Origin of the sequence: Amycolatopsis sp. cmx-11-51, assembly GCF_047608665.1 — a bacterium.
GTDB lineage: Bacteria > Actinomycetota > Actinomycetes > Mycobacteriales > Pseudonocardiaceae > Amycolatopsis.
The window spans coordinates 777,483-800,971 of sequence record NZ_JADNQO010000002.1; the positions used below are offsets into that span (position 1 = coordinate 777,483).

The following is a 23,489-nucleotide window of genomic DNA, read 5'->3' on the forward strand; positions in this document are numbered from 1 at the left end:
CGATCAGGCATGACTCTCCGGGCATTTTCGAAGTGCAGGAGGAATGGTGATCGTTCCCGCCGCCGGCCCCGGCGTCGAATTCGGAGAGTGGGAGGCCGAGGTGTCGACCGCCTCCATGCGGGTGACGGATATCCCCGGCTTGCCTTCGGAAGCGAGGCCGCGGGAACGGAGCGTGGACGTGACCGAGGCGGAGGACTTCCTCCGGCTCTTCCACGACGAGACGGGCGGCGGCGAGGCGCGGCTGAGTGAGCGGCTCGACCAGGTCCGCGCCGAGATCCACGAGACCGGCACGTACCGGCACACCACGGCGGAGGTCGAGTTCGGCGCCAGGGTGGCCTGGCGGAACTCCGCGCGGTGCATCGGCAGGCTGTACTGGCAGGGGCTGAAGGTCCGGGACCGCCGTGACGTCATCGGCGCCGCCGCCATCGCCGACGAGTGCGTCACTCACTTGCGTGAGGCGACCAGGAGCGGCCAGATCCGGTCGACCATCACCGTTTTCGCCCCGGACGGTCCGGCCGGGCCCGGCCCGAAGATCCACAACGACCAGCTCATCCGCTACGCCGGTCATCGGCTCGGCGACGGCTCGGTGCTGGGCGATCCGCGCCATGCCGACTTCACCGAGATCGTCAAGGAACACGGCTGGCGCCCGCCCGAGCGCAAGGGTTCCTTCGACGTGCTGCCGCTGCTCATCGAGTCCGAGCCGGGGGAGCGGCGCCTGTTCCGGCTGCCTTCGGACGCCGTGCTGGAGGTCCCGCTGTCGCATCCCGACCACCGGTGGTTCGCCGGGCTCGGCCTGCGCTGGCACGCGGTACCGGCGATCAGCAACATGCGCCTGGTGATCGGCGGGATCACCTACCCCGCGGCGCCGTTCAACGGCTGGTACCTCTCCACCGAGGTCGGTGCGCGCAACCTGGCCGACACCGACCGCTACGACCTGCTTCCGGTAATCGCGGACCTGATGGGCCTGTCGACGGCGTCGGAGCGCACCCTGTGGCGTGACCGCGCGCTCGTCGAACTGACGCTGGCTGTCCAGCACTCCTTCGACGCGGCGGGCGTGACCGTCGCCGACCACCACACCGAATCGTGGCGGTTCCTCACGCATATCGCCAAGGAAGAACGCGCGGGTCGCCGCTGCCAGGCGGAGTGGAGCTGGATCGTCCCACCGTTGTCCGGTGGGCAGACGGCGGTGTTCCACCGCTACTACGACGAACCCGATCCGGCCGCGAGACCGGCCTTCCTGCCTCCTGGGTAACGCCCCCGACGGGTGAAGAGGTGAGCCGAATGCGGCGTGTCGACGAGCCGGGCGGCGGCACGGGTTGCGGCCGCGCGGACAATGGGGAGATGACCGCAGTGCTCGTCGCCCACGCCGGGAAATCCGGCGGGACAAGGGAGATCGCCGAGGTGATTGTCGCCGAACTGCGGGAAAGCGGCCTGACGGCCGATTTGCTGGACGCCACCGAGGTCGAAGACGTCGAATCGTACGGCGCGGTGATCGTCGGGAGCGCGCTGCACCATCGGCGATGGCGTCCGGAGGCGGTGCGCCTGCTCACCGAGCACGAGGAGGCGCTCCGGAGTCGTCCGGTCTGGCTGTTCCACAGCGGGCCTTGCGGGCCGCTCGCCGCGGGCAAACACGTCAGCCTGCCCGCGGGGGTCGCCGTGCTGGCCGCGCGGATCGACGCCGAGCGCACGGCCACCTTCGGCGGCAGGCTCACTCCGGCCACCGCGAGCGGCCTGTTCTGGAAGATCATGGCCGCGGGCCCCTGGGCGGGCGACTTCCGCGATTGGCCGTCGATCCGGGCTTGGGCACGCGACGTCGGCCGCCGCGTGCGTATCCGCGTCACTCTCTGACGCGCCGGTTTCGTCGGTGCCCTGTCATAGGGTGTCCCCATGGACAAACGGTTCACCGCGACACTGCTCAAGAGCCCGGAGAAGGGCGGCTGGACGTACGTGGTCATGCCCGGGTCCGCCGAGTTCTTCGGGACCAGGGGGTTGGTCAAGGTACGCGGGACGATCGACGGGCATCCGTTCCGGAGTTCGTTCATGGCGCTGGGTGACGGCACCCACAAGCTGCCGGTGAAGGCCGAAGTGCGCAAGACGATCGGCAAGGCGGAGGGCGACACGGTGGACGTCGTCCTGCTCGAAAGGCTGGAGGGCTGAGTGGCCGCGGAATGGAAACCGTCGCCGGTCATCAAGTTCTACGAGGCGCTCGGCGCGGTGGCGGACGGGCGGGTCGAGATCGACGGTGACACGGCCCGCGTCGCGTCGTCGGACAAGGCCAAGACCTACGACGTGCGCCACGATCCGGCCGCGGGTTCGATCACGGCCAACGACAACGGCTCGTACTGGCAGGGATACCTCGGCTATCCGGGGATCGCGTACCTGATGGAGCGCGGCCTGCTCGGTTACGACCGTGGTCTCGCCGGAGAACTGGCCGGTGTGCCGTGGAAGGAACTCGCCACCCAGTACCGCAACGACTGGGCGAAGGTCGAGAAGCACGTCCGCGACGATCTGACCGAGCGTGGAGTCGACCTGGTCCGATTCGACGCCGGGCTCGCGGAGATTTCGGCGCAGCTGGAGAAGCTGGCGCTCACGAAGCTGTCTCCACGGCTACGACCACCGAAATGACGCCTCGTCGGGGGTGGTAGGTCCGTGAAGGACTCCTTGAGGGACTCTGGGTCCCTCAAGGAGTCCTTCACGGACTTCGCACTGGGCTTCATTCACGAGACCACGCTCAGCCGCAGTGCTCCGACGGGCTGTCGTACTTCGTCCCACCCGCGGAACCGCCCCACTTCACGCATTTGTCCACCGCGGCCGCCCGCACCGGCCCGGCGAACCACGAGAACGACCCGGAGTCGGTGATCCGGGACGATCCCTGGACCTCGAGGTAGGCCGACGTCGCCGTCGCGGTGCCCGCGGCCGCGCTCTTCATCGTGCTGACACAGTTCTGTCCGTTGGAAGCGTTGTAGGACAGGTAAACCGTGCCCGCCGTCCCGAGCGGGGCCGAGTCGATCACGCCGTATCCGCTGCCGCACACCGGGGCGCCGAGCGTCGTCTCGGTGACGGTCGAGAAGCGGATGGTCTCGTTGGCGTTCCCCGCCGGGCCCGCTTCGTACAGCACGCCGACCGAACCCGAGGACAGCTGGACCATGTCGGAGTACGCGGCGTCGCCGCTCCACACCAGCGTTCCGGCGGAGTTGCCCTGCCAGTTCGCACCCTCGTCGAACGACGACCGCACGACGAGTTCCTTGCGGCGGTCGCAGACCGACGGAGCGGCGAACAGGATCCGGTTGTACTTGCCTGCCTTGTCGGTGGCGGTCATCCTCACAATCGAGGCCTGCACGACCGGGGTGATCAAGTCCTCCTCGAAGGTGAACTTCGTCGAGAAGCTCGCGCCGCCGTCGGAACTGATGGCGTACGCGCGGTTCTTCGCTCCACCGGCGAGGCACTTGTTGCCGTTGTTAGCCTGGTTGCGCGCCGCGGCGTAAACCCGGCCGTCGAGCAGTTCGGTGACGCTGATCTCCTGTGGGATCAGCGCGGCCGACGTCGCCGGGGTATCGGTGGCGCCGCGCTTCCAGGTGACGCCCTGGTCGTCGCTGTAGATCAGCGCGCCGCTGTGCGTGCCCCCGTTGCTGTAGTTCATCCCGGCGACGATCCGGCCGGCGTGCGCGCCGCGGGTCAGCACGATGCCGTGTGACGGGCCGGTCGCGAGCCAGGCCGGCGCGGCGCTGAAGCCGAGCTGCGTGGTGAGCACCTTGGGGGCGGTCCACGTCTTGCCGTGGTCGTCGCTGATCGAGACGCGCGGAATCCGGTTGCAGTCGGGGTTCTTGACGCATTCCATCACCGACAGCAGCACGATCCGGCCGGTGGACGGGATCACGATCGGCGACGGATTTCCTTTGGTGTCGCCGAAACCTTCGATGACGACCTTCGAGGCGCTCCAGCTCTTCCCGTTGTCGGCCGAGCGTTTCACAACGAGGTCGATGTCGCCGCTGTCGTTGCAAAAGGTGGCGCCGCCCTTGCGGGCCTCGGCGAACGCGAGCAGTTCGCCGTTGTTCGCCTTGACGACGGCGGGGATTCTGAAGCAGTCGTAACCTTCTGTTTTCTCTTTGTACACCACCGTGTTTCCGACAGCGGCGGGCGCGGCGAGTGAGGTGGCGGGGGAGGCGCCGACCGCCGCGATGGCGACGAGGGCCGCGAACAGGCCCTGTGCGACGCGAGAGATCTTCACGGGAGTACTCCGTCCTGGATTCGATTCCGGATGACGGGGCATCAGGGTCCTTCCCGGTCGTACAAGGCGCGTACAACCCGGTTTCGCGTTCTGTGTCAGGTGACGCAGAACGAGAGACCGTTCCCTGTCAGAGTCTCTACAGCCGGCCACGGCGCGACATCGGGAAGGGGAGGGCCGAATGAAGGTGATCGATCCCGAGGGGCGTAAGTGGGAGATCATTCACCGTTTCGCGCCGTGGCACCGGTGGGTTCAACCGTTCGCGATGCTCACCGGTGGCTACCGGCACTACAAGATGACCGCGGACTGGACGCTGTATCTCAAGGACTTGCCCGAGGACGGACCCGTGAACAAGGTGGTCGGCCTGCGGGCGCTCGTCGAGTTCCCGTTCTCTCTGCTGTTCGGGCTGGTGCTGGTGCCGGTTCGGCTGCTGGAGATGCTGTGTCAGGGCATCGCGGGGTCCGTCGCATGGGCCGTCCGACGGATCCGGAGGGCACCGGAGCGGGTCGATGTCGTCGGCTGGAACAAGGATCGGACCGGTCTTGTCTCCCTGGCGATCCTCAAGGTTCACCGTCACCTCGCCGACCCGTTGGCCGCCGAACTGTGCAGGCTGTCCCGTGACCGCGTCCTGTTCGATCCCGGCGATCCGGCCGTGCACGACGTGCTCACCCGCTTCGGCGTGCGGGTGGAGAAGCACCGCACCCTGCTCCGCCGCCGGACTGCCGGGATCGCCGCATGACGGCGGGCGCTCACCAGCCTGGTCCGCCCGGAAAGCGAGCCGCGCGTACGGACACTGTTCTCCGCCACCCGGGCACGCGTGGAGCGGCACTTCGGTCTGCCGTGGCGGCTCAGTGGTCGTCGGGTGCCAGCTGCCTGAGGTCCTTCAGGCTCCGGACGACCAGCCGTTGCCGTCCAGTGCTGAGCAACCCGTCGGTACGCAAGGTCCGCAGTGTCCGCGCGACGGCTTCCCGTGACGCGGACGCGAGTCCCGCCAGGTCGCGCTGGCTGATCCGCAGCGCGATCAGGGTCCCGTCGGGGACGGGGACGCCGTACCGCTCGGCGAGATCGACCAGGATCGCGGCGATGCGTTCGGCGGCGGTGCTGTCGCCGAATTCGGTGCGGCGCGAGTTGGCGTAGCGCAGCCGGGAGGTGATGATCCGGAGCAGGACCACGGAGATGCCGGGGTAGTCGCGGAGCACGGAGTTGAACGCTCGCGCGGACAGCCACAGCCCGGTGACCGGCTCGACGGCGACCGCCGTTGCCGAGCGCAGGCTGCCGTCCATCGACGCCATCTCACCGATGATGTCGCCCGGGTCGCGGACGGCCAGAACGGCGTCGTAACCGCCGGTGGACACGGACGTGATCTTGACCCGCCCGGTCATCAGGATCAGGACCCAGTCCGACCGGTCGCCCTCGCGGATGATCACCGTCCCGGCCGGGTACCGGCGCAGCTCGGCCTCGGCGCGCAGCGCCTTGCGCTGGCCGTCGTCGAGGAGTTCCCAGAGCCTGCCGGGTGACTCGTGCGGCACCGCCGCCGGCTGTGTCATGCCTGTTATTCGCCTCCGTGCGCGATGGTACGAGCACATATAACGGGCCGCTCGGGCGGCCTAGCCCGAGATCTCTTGGTATGCCTGGGAAAGACGCCGGATGCCGTCCCGCACCTGCGTGCCGGTCGCGGCGCTGACGTAGCTCAGGCGCAGATAGGGTCCCGGCGCCTCGGCCGCGAAGTAGAGCCTGCCGGGAGTGACCGCTACTCCGGCGCGGAAAGCAGCGCTGGTCAGCGTTACTTCGTCGGCGAAACCCGGCAACGGTTGCCACAGGTGATAGCCACCGGTCGGGACCGGGACGGTGCTCCAGGACGGCAGGAATTCCCGCAGCGCGGAGACGGCGACGTCGCGGCGTTCCCGCAAGGCGGCGGCGAGTGTCCGCAGATGGCGGGCCCAGGCGGGAGAGCTCACCAGCTCCAGCGCGGTCTCCTGCAGTGGCCGGGGGACGAAGAAGCTCTCGACGGCGTGGAGGCCGCGCAGCCGCTCCAACGCCGGGCCGCGGGCGGCCAGCGCGCTGATCCGCAGGCTCGGCGACGCCGGTTTCGTGAGCGACCGGATGTGCACCACGACACCGTCGGGATCGTCGGCCACCAGCGGCGGCGGGGGAGCGGGGCTTCCGGGGTGCGCCATCAGCCGCGCGAAGTCGTCCTCGATGACGAAAGCACCCGCGTCACGGACGATCCGCAGGACCCCGGCCCGGCGTTCGGCGCACAGGACCGCGCCGGTCGGGTTCTGGAACGCTGGCTGACAGACGAAAAGCCGGGCGCCGGTGTCGCGGAAGGCGTCCGCGAGCAGTTCGGGCCGGACGCCGTCGCGGTCGGTCGGCACCGGGACCGGCCGCAGCCCCGAAGCCCTCGCGATGGCCAGCATTCCCGGGTACGTCGGGGATTCCACCAGCACCGGCGCGCCAGGGGCGCCGAGCGCGCGCAACGCCGTGGTCAGCGCGCTTTGACCGCCTGCGGTGACCAGCACGTTCTCGACGTTCACCGGGCTGCCGATATCGCGGGCGAACCAGGCCCGTAGTTCGGGCAGGCCGCAGATCGGCGGCCTGGTCCACGCGCCGGGTCGGCGTCCCGCGCGGGCCGACGCCGCCGCGAGTTCGCGTTCCGGTTGCAGGCTGGGATGGGTGTAGCCACCGTTGAGGTCGATGACTCCCGACGGCGGATCGCTCAGCGCGGCGAGCACCCCGGTCGCGTCGATCGCGCGGATACCGGTCTGCGAACTCAGTGCCACTTCCTGCCAAGAAACGTCACCGGACACCGCCACCTCGCGCGGCGGCGGGGCGCGGAAGACGCCGGCGCCGGGACGGGTGATCACCAGGCCTTCGGCGGCCAGTGCGGCGATGGCGCGCGACACCGTCACAGGGCTCACCTTCAGCTGCCGGACAAGCTCGCGGCTGGACGGGAGCTTTCCTTCGATTGGATAGCGCTCAAGCTCGGAACGCAGCTGTGTTACCAGGTTGGCGACGCTGCTACCATCGGACATGAGACTGGATGATAGCGCTATCGCGGATCGGGCAGTAGCGGTCCACTCTGGGACGGTGCTGGCGGCGCTGGGTGTCTTCGCTTTCTCGTTCACGTTCCCCGCCACCGTCTGGACGCTCAAGGGCTTCGGCCCGTGGACCGCCACCGGCGCGCGTTGCGTGCTGGCCGCGCTGGTCGCCGCCGCTATTCTCCGCGCGTTCCGGGTCCCGTTGCCGAAGCGTGCGCAGTGGCGCGGTCTGGCCGTGGTCGCGATCGGCTGTGTCCTCGGGTTCCCCACCCTGACCACACTCGCCCTGCAGACCTCGTCGACGGCGCATTCCGCGGTGGTGGTCGGGATGCTGCCGCTGGCCACCGCCGTCGTCTCGTCGAAGCTCACCGGGCACCGGCCCTCCCGCCGGTTCTGGCTCGCCGCCGCGGTGGGCGCGCTCGCGGTGGTGGTGTTCACCGTGAGCCAGAGCGGTGGTGGACTGTCCACAGCGGACCTGTTCCTGTTCGCCGCGCTCGTGCTGTGCGCGTTCGGGTACGCCGAAGGCGGCAGGCTGGCCAGGGAAATGCCAGGCTGGCAGGTGATCGCCTGGGCGCTCGTCCTCGCGCTGCCGGTCACCGCCGCGCTCACCGTGTTCGGCGCGGCGACCGAACCACTGCACCTCGGCGGCGAGGCGATCACCGGCCTGCTGTACGTCGCGCTCATCTCGCAGTTCGGCGGTTTCTTCGTCTGGTACCGCGGAATGGCCGAGATCGGTGTCGTGCGGGCGAGTCAGCTGCAGCTGGCCCAGCCGTTGCTGACACTGATCTGGGCGGTCCTGCTGCTCGGTGAGCACCTTCCGGCGGCCGCGCCGGTGACGGCGCTGATCGTGGTCGCCTGCATCGTGGTGACCCAGCGGTCCCGGACTTAGCCCACTTCGGCTCGCATCGGCGCGGGCTGAAGGGGCCCTTCGCCTCATGCGACGCGGTGAAGGACGCTTTCGTCTCATCTGATGCGGGGATAGTCCCCTTCAGCCCCGCGCCCAGCTCCACATCCACGTCGCGATTCCGCCAGACCGCGGGGTCCGCGCGGTGCTGGGCTGGGGCACATGACCGCCCCGACCCTCGACACCACCGCCCGGACCCCGCTGAAGGGATGGCTCGCCGTCCTCGCGGTGACACTGGGGATCTTCTCCCTCGTCACCACGGAGATCCTGCCGATCGGCCTCCTGACCCCGATCGGCGAGGACTTCCGGATCACGCCGGGGACGGCGGGCCTGACCATGACCCTGCCCGGTTTCCTCGCCGCGCTGGCCGCCCCGGCCGTCACCGTCGCCGCCGGGCGGCTCGACCGGCGGGGCCTGCTGTGCGCCCTGATGGTGGTGCTGGCATTGGCCGACGTCCTCGCCGCGACCGCACCGGCCTTCTGGGCGGTGCTGGTCTCGCGTGTCCTGGTCGGGTTGGTGATCGGCGCGTTCTGGGCGATCGGCTCCGGGCTCGCCGTGCGGCTGGTCGGCCCCGAACGGGCGGGCACGGCGACCGCGGTGATCTTCTCGGCCGTGCCGCTGGGCTCCGTGCTGGGCGTCCCGGCGGGGACGTTCGTCGGCGAACTGTTCGGCTGGCGAGCGGCGTTCGCCGTGATGACCGTCTTCACGATCGGCGTCCTCGCCGCACTGGCCTTCTCACTGCCTCCGCTGCCGTCGGCGGGCCCCACCCGGCTCGACGTCCTGCGCGAGATGACGCGCGGGCGGGCGACCCGGCTCGGCCTGCTCGTCACGGTGCTGGTCGTGCTCGCCCATTTCGGGACCTACACCTACATCACGCCGCTCCTGCGCCAGGTGACGCGGGTGAGCCCGGAGCTGGTCACCGTCTTCCTGCTCGTCTACGGCACCGCCGGGATCGCGGGCAATTTCGTCGCCGGCGCGGCGATCGCCCGCGATCTCCGGCTGACGTTCCTCACCGCCGCCGGTTTGATCGGCGTCGCGGCACTGGCGTTGCCCTTTCTTGGTGGTTCGAAAGCGGGCGCGCTCGCGCTGCTGGTGATCTGGGGTTTCGCCTACGGAGCGGTCCCGGTCTGTTCGGGGACGTGGTTCGCGAAGGCGGCACCACAGGCGCCCGAAGCGGCTTCGGTGCTGTTCACTTCGTCGTTCCAGGCGACCCTTTCGGCGGGCGCGCTGCTCGGCGGGATCGTCGTCGACTCGGTCTCCGTCCCGGCCGTGATGGTCGCCGGCGGGGTGGTCGCGCTGCTCGCGGCGGCTGTCCTCAGCCGAGCACGGCCAGCGTGACCAGTGCGGTGGTCCCGACCAGCAGCGTGGAGAGCAGGCCGAGAAGCAGGGCTCGCCCGCCGGTGCGGATCAGCGTGCCGATCCGCACCGCGCAGCCGAGCCCGAACAGCGCCCCGGCCAGCAGCAGCGTGCAGGCGATCTTGGCGAGGTCGAGCGCGAAATCCGGCACGATCCCGGTGCTGCGCACGGCGGCCATCGCGAGGAAGCCGAGGACGAAGAGCGGGACCAGCGGCGGCCGCTTCCCATCAGCGGGACGGTGGCGTTCACGCACGCCGACCGCCGCGACCATCGGGGCCAGCAGGACCACGCGGCTGAGCTTGATCACGATGGCGACCGCGACGGCGGCGCTGCCCGCGGGGGTGGCCGCGGCGACGACCTGCGCGACCTCGTGCACGCTGAGCCCGGCCCATTCACCGATCCGGACCGCGTCCAGGCCCAGCCAGCCGCCGAACAGCGGGATGGTTGCGATGGCGAGCCCGCCGTAGAGGGTCACCAGCGCGACGGCGGTCGCGACGTCCGAGTCCTTCCGTTTGACGACGCCTTCCATGGCGGCGATGGCCGAGGCGCCGCAGATCGAGAACCCGGTCGCGACCAGCATCGCCAGGCCACGCGGTACGCCGAGGAGCCTGCCGAGGCCGATCGTGCCGAGGAACGTGATGCCCACCGTGAGCACGACGGCGAGCAAGGTGCCGGGGCCGAGCGCCAGCACCGAGGGGAGCGAGAGCTGCAGACCCAGCAGCACGACACCGGCGCGAAGCAGCTTCTTGGTGACGCCGGAGACCGCTTTCCGGGTCTCGTCCGGCAGCGCGGGCAGCGAGCCGGTGAGGATGCCGAGCACGACGGCGAAGGTGAGCGCGCTGACGACGGGGAACGCGGTGCCTGCCAGGTAGGCGACGGTGACTCCGGCGCCGGTGATGGCCAATGCGGTCAAGTAAGGCTTCGTCGGTCTCGCGTGCGTGGTGCTCATGATTCGAGCTTCGTCCGGACGGGGTGGCCTCGGTAGCCGGGAACGCGGGGGGTAGGTCATAGACTTCGGCTATGACCACACCCGATCTGGACTCCCTGCGCCTGCTCGTGCTCGTGGACGAACTCGGCAGTATCGGGCAGGCCGCCACCAGGCTCGGGATCGCGCAACCGTCGGCGAGCAAACGACTGTCCACAGTAGAGCGACGGCTCGGACTGGTGCTGGTCGACCGGACGCGGCGGGGGTCGGCGCTCACTCCCGACGGCCGGGTCATCGCGGGCTGGGCGCATCGCGTGCTGTCCGAATTGGACGGTCTCCTCGACGGCGCGGAGGCGCTGCGCACCCAGCACGAGGCGCAACTCCGCGTCGCTGCGAGCATGACGCTGGCCGAACATCTGGTGCCGGGCTGGATCGGCGAGCTCAAACGGGAGAATCCGGGGCTGTACCTCGGGTTGGAGGTCACGAACTCCGACCAGGCAGCCGAACTGGCCAGGGAGGGCAAGGTCGACCTCGGCTTCGTCGAGTCTCCCGGCGCGCTGCCCGGCCTTTCGTCGAAGCGGGTCGCCACCGACCGCCTGGCCCTCGTCGTGGCCGGAAGCCATCCGTGGGCACGCAGGCGCCGCCCGCTGACCGCGGCCGAACTGGCGATCACCCCGCTGGTCGTCCGCGAACCGGGTTCCGGGACCAGGGAAACCGTCGACACGGCCTTGCGCAAGGCCGGCGTCGGTCCGGCGAAACCGTTGCTGGAACTGGGGTCCGCTTCCGCGGTCCGCAACGCGGTGATCGCGGGCGCCGGTCCGGCGGTGATCAGCGAACTCGACGTCGCCAGAGACGTCGCCGACCGCAGGCTCGTCCCGGTGGCGGTCGAGGGGGTCGACTTCGGCCGGGAACTGCGCGCGGTGTGGCCTGCCGGGCGACGGCTCGCCGGTCCGGCCGCGGCGCTGCTGGCACTGGCGGTCCGGAATGCGAAATCCCGGTGAGTCCCTTCGCGTTTCCCCGTGAACGGCTCGTCAATCGCGCGTGATACCGACGAGAGGGCGAATCATCGCCAATCCGGCTGGTCGGACCGTCGATCGGCGGCCGCACGCCCACCAGCGACTCCCCGTGGGACCGGCTCGACCCCGCGCTGCCGACGGTGTTCGTCACCCTCGGGACCGCGAACACCCGACGCCGCCCGGAACTTCGCGCCGCACTGTGCCGTGGGGCAAGTGGGGGACACGGTGCTTGTGGTGCCACGGGTGCGTCAGATAGCCCTGCCGGCACGCGATCCGGCGTATCGGTCGGCGGCCGAGAAGGTGGTTACGTCGTTCCAGGAAGCGGGTGGGGCCGCGGCGGCGGACCACCTGGAGCGTCTACTCGCCGGCTGAAGCGACCTTGCCCGTGTCGCACGCGGTGAAGGGCGTTTTCACCTCATCAGACGCGGGGATGGTCCCCTTCAGCCTCTTGAAAACGCCGCGTGTAGGGACTCTCCTGGAGGGGTATCAGCTTTCCGAGAGCGTGCCGCCATGCTGGGAGTCGTCGTGACCGCGGTGAGGACAACGCACAAACCGCAAGCCGTCCGGTTCGGCGGGAGGAGCCGCGCCCCCAAGGGCAGCGTGTTCCTCAACGTCGTCCGCACCACCGATCACAAGACGATCGGCCTGCTCTATCTGGGTACCTCGTTCGCGTTCTTCCTCATCGGCGGGTTCATGGCGCTGCTGATGCGCGGCGAACTCGGCAGGCCGGGATTGCAGTTCCTCTCGCAGGAGCAGTACAACCAGTTGTTCACCATGCACGGCACGATCATGCTGTTGCTGTACGCGACACCGAACCTGTTCGCCTTCGCCAACTACATCCTGCCGCTGCAGATCGGGTCACCGGACGTCGCGTTCCCGCGACTGAACGCGTTTTCCTACTGGCTGTATCTCTTCGGTGCCACGATGACGCTCACGTCGTTCGTCACGCCGGGCGGAGCACCCGACTTCGGCTGGACGGCCTACACCCCGCTCTCCGCCGCCGCGCACGCACCAGGGGTCGGTGCCGATCTGTGGATCATGGGCCTGATCGTGTCCGGACTGGGGACGATTCTCGGCGCGGTCAACATGATCACGACGATCCTCTGCCTGCGCGCGCCCGGGATGACCATGTGGCGGCTGCCGTTGTTCACCTGGAACATCCTCTTCACCACGATCCTGATCCTGATCGCGTTCCCGATCCTCACCGCCGCGCTGTTCGCGCTGGAAGCCGACAGACGGCTGGGCGCCCACGTCTTCGACCCTGCCAACGGCGGGGTGATCCTGTGGCAGCACCTGTTCTGGTTCTTCGGCCATCCGGAGGTCTACATCGTCGCGTTGCCGTATTTCGGCATCGTGACCGAGATCATCCCGGTGTTCAGCCGGAAACCGTTGTTCGGCTACAAGACCATGGTGTTCGCGACGATCGCGATCACCGCGCTGTCGATCGCGGTGTGGGCGCACCACATGTTCGCCACCGGCGCCGTCCTGCTCCCGTTCTTCTCGATCATGACGTTCCTCATCGCGGTGCCGACCGGGATCAAGTTCTTCAACTGGATCGGCACGATGTGGAAGGGACAGCTGACCTTCGAGTCGCCGATGCTGTGGTCGGTCGGGTTCATGGTGACGTTCCTGCTCGGCGGGCTGACCGGGATCATCCTCGCCGCGCCGCCGATCGACTTCCACGTGCACGACAGCTATTTCGTGGTCGCGCACTTCCACTACGTGCTGTTCGGCACCATCGTGTTCGCCACCTTCGCCGGGATCTACTTCTGGTTCCCCAAGATGACCGGCCGGATGCTTGACGAGCGGCTCGCGAAATGGCATTTCTGGACCACGTTCATCGGCTTCCACACGACGTTCCTCGTCCAGCACTGGCTCGGCAACGAAGGCATGCCGCGCCGCTACGCCGACTACCTCACCTCGGACGGATTCACCACGCTCAACACGATTTCCACGATCGGCGCGTTCCTGCTCGGCGTGTCGGTGCTGCCGTTCCTCTGGAACGTCGTCCGCAGCTATCGGTTCGGGGAGGTCGTCGACGTCGACGACCCGTGGGGGCACGGGAATTCCCTGGAGTGGGCGACGTCCTGCCCGCCTCCCCGGCACAACTTCCTCGATCTGCCGAGGATCCGGTCCGAACGGCCCGCGTTCGAACTGCACTACCCCCACATGGTCTCCCGGCTGCGCGCCGAGGGGCACTCGACACCGTTCCAGCGTCGCGACCAGCCCGCCCTGTCGGAAATGGCCGCGGACAAGGCGCTGGCGGACGACGACACCGCCCGACCGAGGGAATGAGGTACCGCGCATGATCCCGATGGACGTCGAGGGGATGGCAGTCCTGGCTCCGGAATCGGCACCGGTGATGTTGCTGCGGGAGCGCCACGGCGAACGCCGCTGGCTGGCGATCACGATCGGCGGCCCCGAGGCGAGCGCCGTGGCGCTCGCGCAGGAGAAGATCCGGTTGCCCCGGCCCGGCACGATCGAACTGATCGGCAAGGTGGTCGAGTCGTTCGGTCACCGGGTCACCGGGGTCGAGGTCACCGCGCTGCGGGACGGCATCTTCTTCGCCGACCTGGTGCTCGATTCCGGCATCCGCGTCTCGGCCCGGCCGAGCGACGCGGTCGCGATCGGGTTGCGCGCCGGCGTCGTGATCGAGGTGGCCGACTCGGTGTTGGAGGTCGCCTCGGTGCGGGTCGAGATCGTGGGCTCCGGGCCCGACGCGGAACTGCCGTCGGTGCCGTCGGACCCGGTCGAGCAGGACCGCGAGGTCGAGGAGTTCCGGGCGGCTTTGGACAAGATCGCTCCGGAGGACTTCGGGGAGCCGCCTCCTGACGATGCGAAGCCCTGACCCAGGAATGCTATGAACGGTCCGTTACTTGCAAATTTTGCAAGTAACGGACCGTTCATAGCGCTTAAGTACTACTTCTTCGCCAGGCCTCGCTCGATCGCTTCGATGATGCGTGGCCGCATCTCGGCGGCGCTGATGATCGCGTCCACCGAACCGACCTTCACCGCGCGTTCGATGCTGTGCACGCCGTCGAACTCGGCCGCGACCGCGCCCAGTTTCTCGGCCCGCACCGACGCCCGGACGTCGGCCAGTTCCGCGGCCAGCGCGGCACGTTCGGCGCCGGTCGCCCCGCTGAGCTTCTCCGACAGCGTCCGCACCCGCTGGTCCGCCGCGGTCCGTGCGTTGACCTCACCGGCGAACACGACCGCCGCGGCGGGCGCGCCGCCGAGCACGGAGGCGAACGAGCCCTCCAGCGCCAGTACGGTCATGTTCGGGTTCAGCGCCTTCGAGAAGACCACGAACGCGCCGCCGTGGTACCGCGAGATCACGGTGAACACGATCGGACCTTCGAAGTTGACGATCGCCCGGCCGATCTCCGCGCCGTACTCCAGCTGCAGTTTCCGCATCGACTCCGGCGAACCGTCGAATCCGGACAGGTTCGCCAGCACCACCAGCGGCCGGTTGCCGCTGGCCGCGTTGATGGCCCGCGCCGCCTTCTTCGACGACCGCGGGAACAAGGTGCCCGCGGTGTAGGTGTCCGGGCCGTCGGTGGGCGGGAAGCCGCGGCGAGGCACCGAACGCGACTCGATGCCCAGCAGGCACACCGGCCGTCCGCCGAGGTGCACGTCCTGCACGGCCGCGGTCTCCGCGTCGGCCATGCCCGGCCAGCGCTCCAGCACCGGGTGATCCTGGTCGGAGAGCGCGCGCATCACGGTGCGGATGTCGAACGGCTTCTTGCGGTCGGGGTTGGCCTCACGCGAGAAGATCTGCCCGACCGTGGTGAAGTCACTGTCGACGGCCGCGTGCGGGAACGGCGACACGTCCCGGTCGACGGGGTCGTTGGTGATCGCCTTGCGCGGCCCGGATTCCTCCGGCGCCACATAGGTGTGGTCGTAGTGCGACATCAGCACGTCGCGCGCCGCGGCGAGGTTCGGCGCCCAGTACTGCGCCTGGCCGTTCGGGCCCATGACACGGTCGTAACCACCGATGCCGAAGTTGTCTTCGGCCGAGACACCACCGGAGAAGTCGAGCGACTGCTTGCCGGTCAGCACCATCGCGGAATCCGGTGTCATCACCAGGATTCCCTTGGTGTGCATGAGCATCGTCGCTTCGGCGTTCCAGTACGGCTGGGCGCCGACGTTGATCCCGGCCACGACGATGTTGATCTCGCCGCCGTCCTGGGTGAAGTGCACGATCCGCTTGAGCGCGGCCGCGACCCAGTCCATGTTCTCGGTGCCGGACTCCATCGAGATCCGGGCGCCTGCCGAGAGCGCGTACCACTCCAGCGGGACCCGCAGCCGCTCGGCGAGGTCGAGCGCCGCGATCACCCGCGAGCACTCCGGTTCCGACAGCGCGCCGAGTGCCTTCGTCGGGTCGCCGAGCAGAACGACACGCTTGATGCCCTCCGGGTAACGCGCGGTCCGCGTGGTGACCACACCGGCGACGATCGCCGCCTTGTTGCGCCCCTTGGGCCGGTCGACCGGGACGAGGGTGTTGCTGTCGTCCATGTCGTACTCGGTGAACGAGCCGAGCATCTCGGTCAGCTCGTACGGGTACACCGTGTCGCGGCGCCGGGCCCGCAGGACGTTCTGGCGGTAGTCGTCGAGCGGCAGGATCGGCTCGGTCGTCGGCTCGGTCAGCGACATCTGCACACCGCCACTGACGTCGTAACCGATCCGCACGGCGACCTCGGTGACATCGCCGGTCTTGCGGTCGCGCTGCCTGCCGAGGAACTGGACCTCTTCGAGACCCGCGCCTGCCGTGGACGGCTGCACGCGCTGCGCGACCGTGTTCAGCTCCTCGCCGGTGAGCTCACTGGTCGGCCACACATACAGCATGATCCGGTTGGTGTCGAAGCGCTTCTTCGGCGGCAGTTTCGCCTGCACCTCACGGATCGCGTCGAGGCAGCCCGCCAGCGTGCCTTCGACCGCGGGCAGGGCCAGCAGCTTGCCGTCGTTGTCCCGCAACGGGGTCAGGTCACGGACCTGGGCGAGCGCGACCAGCCGCTGGTCGGACGGGTTCATCGGCGAGACGCACTTGAACAGGTAGACGTCCTCGTCGCCGGACGGGAGCCGGGTGAGGTCGAAGTTCGCCAGCCGCTGCAACTGCATTCGCTGGGCGATCAGCGGGTGGAGGCCGCGGATCAGCCGTTCTTCGGAGAAGCCGGTCGAGGACGGGCGGAAGGTGAAGTGGTGGTGCGTCACCGCTCCGCCGTGCCCCGCGACCGTGGTGGTGACGCGCCGGATCCGGCTCGGCAGCGACGCGGACATGAGGACCTCGCGCAGCCCGGCCGCCATCGTGTCGTCGTCGGCGGACTCGTCGTCCCAGGTCAGATAGAGATCCGCCTCGACGTCGGTGTCGGCGGGCAGCTCGGCGGCGAGATCGGCGACCGCCTTGATCGCGCCGGGCAGCCCGGCGCGGTCGACGGCGGTGGTGGCCATGTGGAACCGCTCGTTCTCGTCGGCGTAGTCACCGGTGACGAAGGTGCAGCCGTCGACCGTGACCTGCTGGACGCCGGTGAACGTGCGGTTGCCGTAGTAGCGGCGGCTCAGCACCTCGAGCAGCGGGGTGTGATCGGTGCCGGTGCGCCCGATCCGCTGCCCGAGCAGGCGGACCAGCGGTTGCGCGCTGGCCAGCATGCTCGCGATCCGGTCGGCGCGGTCCGGCGAGTCCGGGTGCCGGTCGAGGTGGCGCAGATGCTTGCGGACCTCGCTGTAGACCTCGGCGCGGGTGCGGCGGAGCAGCGGCTGGGCGAACCAGCGGAACACCACGCTGCGGGCGAGGTCACCGACCACCGGGAAGCGGAGCTGGGTGGCGGCGATGAGCTGCTCCAGCGCCTTGCCTGCCGGTTCGCGCATCGCTTCGAACGGCTGCGGTTCGGTGAGCCACCGCCGTAGCAGCGCGGTGACGATCGCGACGTCGGAAGCGGTCCGCTGCTGGGCGAGGAAGATGCGGAACACCGCCTCCTCCAGCTCCGGCGTGCGCTCCAGGTCATCGATGCCGTAGTGCGCCAGAACCTTCTTGAGCTTGTTCTGGAACGACTCCGACAGTCCGGCGCGTTCGACGTCGAGACTCTGCAGGTAGGCGTGGAAGAACTCGCGGGCGCTGTGCACCCGGGTGTCCGTCTTGGCGTCCTCGCGCATCGGCTTGTTGCGCATCAGCTCGGACAGGTCGGCGAACACGGTCAGCAGGTCGACCTCGCCCTCCAGCGGGCGGTCGCCGTTGGCTTCCACCTCGGCCCGGGCGGCCAGGTACGCGCTGAGCGTGCGGCGCTCGTCGTGCGGGTCGACGTCGAAGCCGAGCAGGAGGCTGCGCAGATCCTGCTGTCCCCGCGTGATCCGCTGCGGCGCCGACGCGCCGTCCGGCTCCACGGGGAGTTCGATCTCGACGCTGCCGGTGTCCTCGGCGACCTCGTCGCCTTCCTCCGCCAGCGGTTCGAGCCGCAGCATGGGGGCGCCGGTCTCGACCTGGCTACCGACCGAGACGACGCACTCACGCAGCTTCGCGCGGAAGGGCGCGCGAAGCACCGTCTCCATCTTCATGCTCTCCAGCACCAGGATGGGAGCGCCTGCCTCGACCTCCGCGCCGACTTCGAGCGGTGTCGCGACGACGAGCGCGGGCGCGGGGGAGCGGACGACGCCGCCCTCGTCGCGGCTGATGCGGTGGGTGACGCCGTCGACCTCGACCAGGTGAATCGGCCCGTGCGTGCCGGTGACCAGGCGGAAACGGGTGCCGTTGACGGTGAGCTGGCCGGTGTGCTCGTCGAAGCGGTCGACCTCGACGTCGGCGGGGTGGATGTCGCCGTCGCCCGCCCAGATGCCGACGCGGAACCGGCGGTGGCCGATCCTGGCCACGCTCACGCGGTACGCGGCGCCACGCAGCTTGAGGTCGAGCGGACGGCCGCTCTCGTGCTGGACCTGCGGGCGGCCGCCGTGCGCGGTGGAGAAAAGCCGTTGGCGCTCAACGGCTTCTTCATCCTCGTAGGCCTCGATCGCGGCGGCCGCGAGCGCGATCGCCGAATGGCGGTGGGTGACCAGCTTGCCTTCGCCGCGGACTCGGTCGATCCAGCCGGTGTCGGCATGGGCGTCGATCACCTCGGGCTGGTCGAGCAGGTCGAGGACGAAGCTCTTGTTGGTCGCGCCGCCCTCGATGATGACCGTGGTCTGCGCCATCGCGCGGCGCAGCCTGCCGAGCGCCTCGTCGCGGTCGCGGCCGTAGGCGATGATCTTCGCGATCATCGAGTCGAAGTCGGCCGGGATCGTGTCGCCTTCGCTGACCCCGGTGTCGACGCGGATGCCGGGACCGGTCGGCAGGGTCAGGCGCGCGATGCGGCCGGGCGACGGCGCGAAGTCGCGGTCCGGATCCTCGGCGTTGAGCCGCGCCTCGATGGCGTGACCCGACTCGGCGGGCTGGGGGCCTTCGAGCTTGCCGCCGGAAGCGACGTGCAGCTGGGCCTTGACCAGGTCCATGCCGGTGGTCGACTCGGTGATCGGGTGCTCGACCTGCAGGCGGGTGTTGACCTCGAGGAAAGCGAACAGCTTGTCGCCGGGGTGATAGAGGAACTCGACCGTTCCGGCACCGCAGTAGTCGACCGCGAGCGCGAGCCGCTCGGCGGACCGCTTGAGCTCGTCGGCCTGCTCGGGGCTCAGCACCGGGGAGGCGGACTCCTCGATGATCTTCTGGTTGCGGCGCTGCACGGAGCAGTCGCGGACGCCGAGCGCCCACGCGGTGCCCTGACCGTCGGCGATGACCTGGACCTCGACGTGCCGGGCGCCGGTGACCAGGCGCTCCAGGAACACGACGCCGCTGCCGAAAGCGCGCTCGGCCTCCAGGCTGGTGCGCTCGTAGGCGTCCTTGAGTTCGTCGGCGGAAGTGATGACCCGGATACCGCGGCCGCCACCGCCGGCGGTCGCCTTGAGCATCAGCGGATAGCCGATCTCCTCGGCGGCCTTGATGGCGGCGTCGAGATCCGCGACGGCGCCGCGGCTCCAAGGCGCGACCGGGACGCCGACCTCCTCGGCGATCAGCTTCGCGCCGATCTTGTCACCGAGCTTGCGCATCGCGTCCGCGCTCGGGCCGATGAAGGTGATGCCCAGCCGCTCACACAGCTCGGCGAACGCCGGATCCTCGGCCACGAAGCCCCAGCCGACCCAGGCCGCGTCGGCCCCGGTCTCGGTCAGCGCCCGCTCCAGCACGGCGAAGTCGAGGTACGGCCGCGCCGACGCCGGCCCCAGGTTGTAGCTGATGTCGGCTTCCCGCACGAACGTCGCCGACCGGTCCGCATCCGTGTAGAGAGCGACGGTCTCGATCCGCTGTCCGGTCTCCGCCGAAAGCTCGCGGGCGGCATGGATGAGCCGCATCGCGGCTTCTCCGCGGTTGACGATGGCGACACGACTGAACACCGACTAAGCCTCCCAAGTACGCAGCACAACAGGTGACGGCCCGCGGATCACGCGCGGGACAGTCTCCTGTACCTGCCTTACAGCCTGCCTCTTACCGGCCGGTACGAGAATGTCGTCGGTGACGCATGCCGAGGGCCGGGTGTTGTAGGAACCCGCCAAAAAGTGTCCTGGAACACCTAGTCGGGGGCCCGAATGACGTGATGAAGTGGACAATCGAGGGCTGGGCTCGGTAGCCGGGTTCGCGACGTGTCACCAGGTGTTCACGCCGGTTTCACCGGGGTCGGCGGACGGGGTCTGGGGCTGTGGCCGTTTTTCGGTGACGGCTCGACAGAGTGTCGGCAGCTTGTCGGCAGGGTCTTGACGATGCGAGATCGTCGCCCCTGAGACCCCGCTCGGGCGGGGGCAGCAGGTGGTCGTTTTTCGGCAACAGCGGTTCGGTGGCGGCTTGTCGGCGGGGTGTGCGGGTAGATGTCAAGCGTCGCTGGGCACGGCGATGTCGGCCGCTGTCGCCGGTCCGTGCCGAGGTCTGTCTCCCGCGATAAAAGCGTGGTCGTTTTCGGGAATGGCTCAGAACGGTCGCGGCAGCTTGCCTGCTGGGTCGTGACGATGTGAGGGCGTCGACCTCGGAGTCCACTTACAGGGGCGGCAGGTGGTCGTTTCCGGTAACGGGTCGCAGCGGTGGCGGGAGCGCCATCGTTGGTCCTGCGCCGAGGTTTGCTCGCGTGATAGCGCCGTTTCTCGGTAGTGGCTCGGAATGGTGGCGTTACCTCAGCGGTGGTGCGACCTGTTCGGGTCGGACACCAGGTGGCCGGTTTCTGGTGATGGGCCGTTGCCGTTGAGGTCCGTTGTCGAGGTCCGCTCCGCCGACGGTGTGGCCGTTTCCCGGTACTGCCATCAGAACGGTGGCGGATTTTCGGTCTGGAGTGCTTTCGGGCGGGGTTCGTGGAGTGGTGGAGGCGTGCTGTCGTAGGTCTGTCCGGTCGGCGTGATGATTGTCAGGGTGCCGTCGGGCGCGAGATGGTAGGTCCAGCCTGGTTCGTCTTTGAGTCGGTGGTCGCGGCGGCAGAAGCTGATGAGGTCGGCGGCGTCGGTGTTGCCGCCGAAGTGCCAAGGCACGGAATGGTCGAGGTCGCAAGCTTGGGCGGGGCGGTGGCAGCCGGCTCTTCGGCATTCGCGGTCACGCACTCGGACGTATTCGTCGAGGCCCGCGGTGGGCCGGTATCGGGTTCGGGCGAGGTCGGTGACCTGTCCCGACAGTGGGTCGGTGATGATGCGGCGCAGGACGGTGTTCGGGCCGGTCGCGATATGCCGGGCGAGTGAGGCGGGGATGTGGCCTTGTCCGGCCATCTCCGCGGGGTCGTTGTTGAGGTCGAGGTAGGTGAACAGGTCCATGTAGAGAAACACCTCCGTGCGTTCGCTCGTCCCGCCGTCACCGCTGAGCAGGAGGTCGAGGGCGACGTCGGCGCGCAATTGGTCGAGGGTGCGGGTGTCGTCGCCAGTCTTGAGTGCCCGCGCTTGACGGTCGATCCGACGGTAAGCGGCATTGACCTTCTCGACGGGGCCGTCTTCGATCTCGATCGACGCCACCCCTGTCTCGCCCTGCCGCACCGCGAGCCGGCGGCCTCCGCGGTGGTGCTCGCACCGCTTGTCCTCACCCTCACGGTCGACCGTTGTCGCCGCATGACCCGCCGCCTTCCGGATCTGGTCAGAGTTTTTCCCCGGCAGGCGATTTTCCAGCAAAGCATCAGCGGCGAGAGCGTTCTCGTCGGACAGCCACGCCGTGGCCGCGGCGACCTTCATCGCCCCGAAGCCACTTACCTTTCCTTGGTCCATGAGGTCCAGGGTGCGGGGCAGGCGGGTGGTCAACGCGTCGGCGGCGGCGACCATCGCGGCGGCGTTATTGTCCACAAAGGACAGACGAAGGCGATTTCCTGTGTCACGCTTCTCGCTCCGTCCCGGTGGCGATTCAGTTGGGCCAAGGCGCGGAACCGGATCGCTTCCAGGCGTGCGATGCCCTCGGACGCGGCCTGCGCGACAGCGACGGAATCCCTGTCATCCAGGGATCCAACAGAAGTGTTGATATCCTCCAAAATACTCGGATCGGTTAGGTCCTCGAGAAGCGCCACAGTGGCGTTGTGAGTATCCACGGACAAAACCGTACAACCGACCACCGACACTTTTGGATTTTGCGGCGCTGTCGGCCATTGAGGCCTTCCGCGCAGCGTCGTGTTGCGTTGCGTGACAATGGTGGTGGTCATGTGGTGTGGCCGTGTTCGTGGTGGAGCAGGATCAGTGCGGCGGCGGCGATGTCGCTGAGGCGCCTGGGGCGGCCGCGGTAGCGGCGGAGGGTTTTGTAGGTGGTTTCGAGTAGCGAGTCAGCTCGTTCGCCGAGACAGCGCAGAGCGCCGCGGAGGGCGTTGCAGGCCTGCTCGTGGACGGTGAGTTCCCCGTTTTTTGGCTTCTTGAATGGAATCGTGAAGGTTTCGGGTTCGCCTTCGTAACCTAGATCGGCCAGTGCGTGGGCGCCGTCGCTGATCCAATCGGTGATCCCGGCCGGTAGGTCGGGATCGGCGCGGGCGGCGCTGGTGTCGTGCTCGCGACCGGGCCGCACGTTCGAGGTCCATAGTGGTCACCCGTCCGGAGCGGAGACGACCTGGATGTTCCCACCGTGATGGTGATGCTTGCCCGACCACCACAAGTCCACCCCGGATGTGGGGCCAGGTGTGGAGATCCGGTCGGTATAGATCAGCGTGCCGTCCACGAGCATATGCGAGTGACCAGCTGCCTTGGCCGCCGGCAATGCCCCACGCGGCGACGGTCGGCGCACGGCGAGTACCTCGACGCTCTCGTCGCGGTACTCGTACGCGGTCGACAGTGCGATGCCGTTATCCCTTGCCAGAGCAGACATTCGGGTGTCATCGAGAAACCAGCGCAGCACCAGCACTGCCTGCTTGTAGGTGCACTACTCGCGGGTACCACGCCGGACACGCTCTGCGTGCGGCAAACCGGACAGGAACAGAACACTGTCCTCGGATACCTCCAGGGCAGCCGTGTATGTAACACTCATCGACGCGGGACCTCTGTGAAGTTGATCTGTAAGAAGACCACTTCGTAGCAGGGGTCCCTCGCTCACATGCGGACGCTGCCCGGCCTGACCCCAAGATCACACAGCGTCGCGAACCGTTACTCGAAACGGCTCATTGCCGATTTTCGGCAATGGCCTTCAGGGGCGTGCTTTGGTGACTGCACGAGTCGGATGTGGTCGGGTTCCCCGGTATCGATGGTCACTTGGCTTCACTGGCGACGATGGTCGACAGTCAGGGCTCTTGCGGCCACTGTCGGCTCGTTGTCGTTTTTCGGCAACACCCCAACCCGGGAACTGTGACCGAACCTCGGCGACCGTCGAGACCAGCCCGTGTCCGTCGCCGAGTCCGGTCGAGCCAACGCAGGCAGCAACAGAAACGGTGCCGAGTAGTACGAGCTTCTGCCCAGTACCGACAAGAGCACGCACAGGATCGGATACGCCAGAGCCGGAGCACGCCGCCGGTCTCGACCCTGTACACGGTGTCGTACTGGTCCCACGACAAGATTCCGGACAGCGTGAGCCTGCCGCCGT

Annotated in this window: 16 protein-coding genes and 2 pseudogenes; 11 read left to right on the top strand and 7 right to left on the bottom strand. The window is 68.6% G+C overall.

Annotation, left to right across the window (positions count from 1 at the left end; genetic code table 11):
• The first annotated feature begins 43 nt into the window (after positions 1–43).
• The 4 genes from ACM6LU_RS12575 to ACM6LU_RS12590 all read left to right on the top strand — a co-directional run bounded on the left by ACM6LU_RS12575 (position 44) and on the right by ACM6LU_RS12590 (position 2,625).
• Positions 44–1,252, top strand: a complete 1,209-nt coding sequence (locus tag ACM6LU_RS12575) for a nitric oxide synthase oxygenase (RefSeq protein ID WP_414937793.1) — start codon at positions 44–46, stop codon at positions 1,250–1,252.
• 89 nt (positions 1,253–1,341) lie between these two features.
• Entirely contained in the window at positions 1,342–1,848 is a 507-nt protein-coding gene (locus ACM6LU_RS12580; protein WP_414937970.1) for a flavodoxin domain-containing protein, read from the top strand.
• A gap of 39 nt (positions 1,849–1,887) precedes the next feature.
• Positions 1,888–2,157: a DUF1905 domain-containing protein gene (locus ACM6LU_RS12585; protein WP_414937794.1), complete on the top strand. Its 270-nt coding sequence runs from the start codon at positions 1,888–1,890 to the stop codon at positions 2,155–2,157.
• Positions 2,158–2,625, top strand: a complete 468-nt coding sequence (locus tag ACM6LU_RS12590) for a hypothetical protein (protein WP_414937795.1) — start codon at positions 2,158–2,160, stop codon at positions 2,623–2,625. It begins immediately after the preceding gene.
• A 106-nt stretch (positions 2,626–2,731) separates the two neighbouring features.
• Here ACM6LU_RS12590 and ACM6LU_RS12595 read toward each other — a convergent pair whose 3' ends face one another.
• A complete protein-coding gene (locus ACM6LU_RS12595; RefSeq protein ID WP_414937796.1) occupies positions 2,732–4,228 on the bottom strand; it encodes a sialidase family protein in 1,497 nt (498 codons plus the stop codon).
• Positions 4,229–4,406: 178 nt separating this feature from the next.
• Between ACM6LU_RS12595 and ACM6LU_RS12600 the strand changes: the two genes are divergently transcribed.
• Positions 4,407–4,964, top strand: coding sequence for a hypothetical protein (locus ACM6LU_RS12600; RefSeq protein ID WP_414937797.1), 558 nt, complete (start codon positions 4,407–4,409; stop codon positions 4,962–4,964).
• A gap of 109 nt (positions 4,965–5,073) precedes the next feature.
• Here the strand turns inward: ACM6LU_RS12600 and ACM6LU_RS12605 are convergent, their stop codons facing one another.
• On the bottom strand, positions 5,074–5,772 hold the full coding sequence (locus ACM6LU_RS12605) for a Crp/Fnr family transcriptional regulator (RefSeq protein WP_414937798.1): 699 nt from the start codon (positions 5,770–5,772) through the stop codon (positions 5,074–5,076).
• Between the two features lie 60 nt (positions 5,773–5,832).
• Positions 5,833–7,257, bottom strand: a complete 1,425-nt coding sequence (locus ACM6LU_RS12610) for a PLP-dependent aminotransferase family protein (RefSeq protein WP_414937799.1) — start codon at positions 7,255–7,257, stop codon at positions 5,833–5,835.
• A gap of 55 nt (positions 7,258–7,312) precedes the next feature.
• Here ACM6LU_RS12610 and ACM6LU_RS12615 point away from each other — a divergent pair, with 55 nt between their 5' ends.
• Positions 7,313–8,152 (top strand): DMT family transporter, encoded by an 840-nt coding sequence (locus ACM6LU_RS12615; RefSeq protein WP_414937800.1) that lies wholly within the window; start codon positions 7,313–7,315, stop codon positions 8,150–8,152.
• 177 nt (positions 8,153–8,329) lie between these two features.
• Positions 8,330–9,505: an MFS transporter gene (locus ACM6LU_RS12620; RefSeq protein ID WP_414937801.1), complete on the top strand. Its 1,176-nt coding sequence runs from the start codon at positions 8,330–8,332 to the stop codon at positions 9,503–9,505.
• Here the strand turns inward: ACM6LU_RS12620 and ACM6LU_RS12625 are convergent.
• Positions 9,483–10,472: a YeiH family protein gene (locus tag ACM6LU_RS12625; protein WP_414937802.1), complete on the bottom strand. Its 990-nt coding sequence runs from the start codon at positions 10,470–10,472 to the stop codon at positions 9,483–9,485. The two genes, ACM6LU_RS12620 and ACM6LU_RS12625, sit on opposite strands and share 23 nt — an antisense overlap.
• A gap of 71 nt (positions 10,473–10,543) precedes the next feature.
• Here ACM6LU_RS12625 and ACM6LU_RS12630 point away from each other — a divergent pair, with 71 nt between their 5' ends.
• The 4 genes from ACM6LU_RS12630 (at position 10,544) to ACM6LU_RS12645 (ending at position 14,312) form a co-directional block, all read left to right on the top strand.
• Positions 10,544–11,449 (top strand): LysR family transcriptional regulator, encoded by a 906-nt coding sequence (locus ACM6LU_RS12630; RefSeq protein WP_414937803.1) that lies wholly within the window; start codon positions 10,544–10,546, stop codon positions 11,447–11,449.
• Positions 11,450–11,707: 258 nt separating this feature from the next.
• Positions 11,708–11,836 carry a hypothetical protein gene (locus ACM6LU_RS12635; protein WP_414937804.1) on the top strand — a complete coding sequence of 43 codons (129 nt, stop codon included), beginning with the start codon at positions 11,708–11,710 and terminating at the stop codon, positions 11,834–11,836.
• A gap of 138 nt (positions 11,837–11,974) precedes the next feature.
• Positions 11,975–13,759, top strand: a complete 1,785-nt coding sequence (gene ctaD, locus ACM6LU_RS12640) for a cytochrome c oxidase subunit I (protein WP_414937805.1) — start codon at positions 11,975–11,977, stop codon at positions 13,757–13,759.
• 10 nt (positions 13,760–13,769) lie between these two features.
• A complete protein-coding gene (locus ACM6LU_RS12645) occupies positions 13,770–14,312 on the top strand; it encodes a bifunctional nuclease family protein (RefSeq protein ID WP_414937806.1) in 543 nt (180 codons plus the stop codon).
• A 71-nt stretch (positions 14,313–14,383) separates the two neighbouring features.
• Here ACM6LU_RS12645 and ACM6LU_RS12650 read toward each other — a convergent pair whose 3' ends face one another.
• From ACM6LU_RS12650 to ACM6LU_RS12660, 3 genes and pseudogenes are all read right to left on the bottom strand, one after another.
• Complete coding sequence (locus ACM6LU_RS12650) at positions 14,384–19,873, bottom strand: biotin carboxylase N-terminal domain-containing protein (protein WP_414937807.1); 5,490 nt, start codon at positions 19,871–19,873, stop codon at positions 14,384–14,386.
• 894 nt (positions 19,874–20,767) lie between these two features.
• Positions 20,768–21,963 (bottom strand): annotated as a pseudogene (locus ACM6LU_RS12655) (DUF222 domain-containing protein).
• 164 nt (positions 21,964–22,127) lie between these two features.
• A pseudogene (locus ACM6LU_RS12660) lies at positions 22,128–22,940 on the bottom strand (transposase family protein).
• Between the last annotated feature and the right edge of the window lie 549 nt (positions 22,941–23,489).